Genomic DNA, 2,753 nt, shown 5'->3' with positions numbered 1-2,753 from the left:
GGTCACCGAGGACGAGATCGCCCAGATCGTGGCGCGCTGGACCGGCATCCCGGTGACGCGCCTCATGGAGGGCGAGCGGGAGAAGCTCCTGCGCCTCCCCGACCTTCTCCACAAGCGCGTCGTCGGCCAGGACGAGGCGGTGTCCCTCGTGGCCGACTCGGTGCTCCGCGCCCGGGCGGGCATCAAGGACCCGCGCCGCCCCATCGGCTCCTTCCTCTTCCTCGGCCCCACGGGGGTCGGCAAGACCGAACTCGCCAAGACGCTCGCCGAGGCGCTCTTCGACAGCGAGGAGAACATCGTCCGCATCGACATGAGCGAGTACATGGAAAAGCACACGGTGAGCCGACTCGTGGGCGCGCCCCCCGGCTACGTCGGCTACGAGGAGGGCGGGCAGCTCACCGAGGCCGTGCGCCGCCGTCCCTACTGCGTGATCCTCTTCGACGAGGTCGAGAAGGCCCACGCCGACGTCTTCAACGTCCTGCTCCAGGTGCTCGACGACGGGCGCCTCACCGACGGTCAGGGCCGCCACGTCGACTTCCGCAACACCCTGATCATCATGACCTCGAACATCGGCTCGCAGTACATCCAGGGGATGGCCGAGCGCGAGTACGAGAAGATGAAGGCCCTCGTGACCGAGGAGCTGCGCCGGGCCTTCCGGCCGGAGTTCCTGAACCGGATCGACGAGACGGTGATCTTCCACGCCCTCGGGCGCGAGCACCTGCGCCGGATCGTGGAGATCCAGGTCGGCCTGCTGCTCAGGCGGCTGGAGGAGCGCAAGATCACGCTGGTGCTCAGCGAGCGTGCGAAGGACCACCTGGCCGACGTCGGCTACGACCCGACGTACGGCGCCCGCCCCCTCAAGCGCGCGGTGCAGCGGCTGGTCTTCGACCCGCTCTCGCGCGGCATCCTCGGCGGGCAGTTCCGCGAGGGCGACACGGTGCTGGCCGACTGGGAGAAGGGGTCCGAGGGGCTGACCTTCACGCGGGGCGAGGCGGGAGCCTCCCCGCGGGCGAAGGGCAAGGGCGGCGCGCGGAAGAAGGGCGCCGGCCCGGAGGTCGTGGACGCGGAGGTCGTCGACTAGCTCGCCACCGTCGCGCGACGCGACGCGGCCTTGCCGTCCCCCCCGTTCGGTGTTAGAAAGATTCGGTACCGGGGACGGGAGGCAGCGTATGGGTGGCACCGTGCTCGTGGTCGACGATTCCGCGGCGATCCGGGGTTTGCTCGGCGTCGCGCTCCGGCAGGCGGGGTACGCGGTGGCGGAAGCCGGCGACGGCCGGGCGGCGCTCGAGCGGATCGTCGCCGGCGGCGTCGACCTGGTCGTCAGCGACTGCATCATGCCCGTGCTCGACGGCCTCGGCCTCGCCCGGGAGATCCGGTCCCGTCCGGCCCTGGCGAGACTCCCCATCATCATGCTGACCACCGAGTGCAGCGCCGAGCGGATCCAGGAGGCGCGCGCCATCGGTGTGCAGGCCTGGATCGTCAAGCCGTTCCAACCCCAGCAGCTCGTCGAAGCCGTCCAGCGTTTCTGCTCGGCCTGAGGCGGAAAGTCAGGTGAAGATCGCGATCGAGGAATTGGTGTCGGGGGGCTTGTGAAAGACTGCACGATCTTGTTAGCAATGGGTTAGCGTCTCGGGTGCTGTCGGGGGACGGCACCTGGAGGCTCCGCAGGCAAAGGAGGGGGAAGATGCTCAAGGACATGCGGGTCGGAATGCGTCTCGGGCTCGGGTACGCAGTGCTGCTGCTGCTCACCGCGGGCGTGGGTGCTTCGGGATTCTGGGGCGTGAACTCGATACGGAGCGTCGTCGATGCGATGCTGTCGGGCGACGCGAAGGTCGCCGAGCACTCCTCGCGCCTGCGGGCCAACGTCAACGCGCTGCGACGCTACGAGAAGGACCTCTTCATCAACATGGGCGACAAGCAGAAGGAAGTCGACTACCTGCGCCAGTGGGAGGACCAGCTCGCGAGCGCGCAGGAGCGGATCGCGGACCTGGAGAAGCTGGACGTGGCGCTCTCGGACAAGGAAAAGGAGATGGTCCGCGCCCTCAAGGCCGACGTGCAGGTCTACGCCGCCGGCTTCAGGAAGGTCGCGGCCCAGGTGCAGGCCGGCGCGGTGAAGACGCCGGCCGAGGCGAACGCGGGGATGGCCGAGGTCAAGGACGAGATCCACCGCGCTGAGGCCAACGCCAAGGACGAGGCGACGGAGGCCAACGCGGACATGGCCAAGCAGTCGCAGACAATCGGCGACGTCGCGAATCGGACCATCCGCTTCATGTCGATCCTGCTGCTGGCGGCGATCGTGCTGGCCGTCGTCGTCGCGGTGGCCGTCACCCGCAGTATCACGGGTCCCGTCACCGAGGGGGCGCGCGTCGCGAACCTGCTCTCGGAAGGCGACTTGACGCTCGCGGTGGACGGTGCCGGCGGGGACGAGGTCGGGCAGATGCTCGGCTCGATGCAGACGATGCTCGTGAAGCTGCGCGAGGTCGTGGCGGACGTCAAGCAGGCCTCGGACAACGTCTCGGCGGGGGCGCAGGAGCTGGCGTCGGGCTCGGAGGAGATGAGCCAGGGAGCGAGCGAGCAGGCGGCCTCGGTCGAGGAGGTCTCGGCCTCGATGGAGCAGATGGTCGCGAACATCCAGCAGAACGCGGACAACGCGCAGCAGACGGCGAAGATCGCGCAGAAGGCCTCCGAGGACGCGCGCGAGGGCGGGCGCGCGGTGACGCAGACGGTGGCGGCGATGCGCGAGATCGCGGGGA

3 protein-coding genes are annotated in these 2,753 nt (G+C 69.3%); all 3 read left to right on the top strand.

The features are described 5' to 3' along the window. A partial coding sequence (locus VI078_00245; protein HEY5997716.1) for an AAA family ATPase occupies positions 1 to 1,081 on the top strand: 1,081 nt, incomplete at its 5' end. A gap of 88 nt (positions 1,082 to 1,169) precedes the next feature. Then, positions 1,170 to 1,538 carry a response regulator gene (locus VI078_00240; protein HEY5997715.1) on the top strand — a complete coding sequence of 123 codons (369 nt, stop codon included), beginning with the start codon at positions 1,170 to 1,172 and terminating at the stop codon, positions 1,536 to 1,538. 146 nt (positions 1,539 to 1,684) lie between these two features. Continuing rightward, on the top strand, positions 1,685 to 2,753 hold a 1,069-nt coding region (locus VI078_00235), incomplete at its 3' end, for an MCP four helix bundle domain-containing protein (GenBank protein ID HEY5997714.1).

The organism is bacterium (genome assembly GCA_036524115.1).
GTDB lineage: Bacteria > JAUVQV01 > JAUVQV01 > JAUVQV01 > DATDCY01 > DATDCY01.
Note: the sequence above shows the minus strand (reverse complement) of the source record. Positions and strands in the feature narration are given on the sequence as shown.

Coding starts and splice junctions, on each gene's coding strand:
- VI078_00240 (HEY5997715.1), top strand. CDS start 1,170: ATGGGTGGCACCGTGCTCGTGGTCGACGATTCCGCGGCGATCCGGGGT.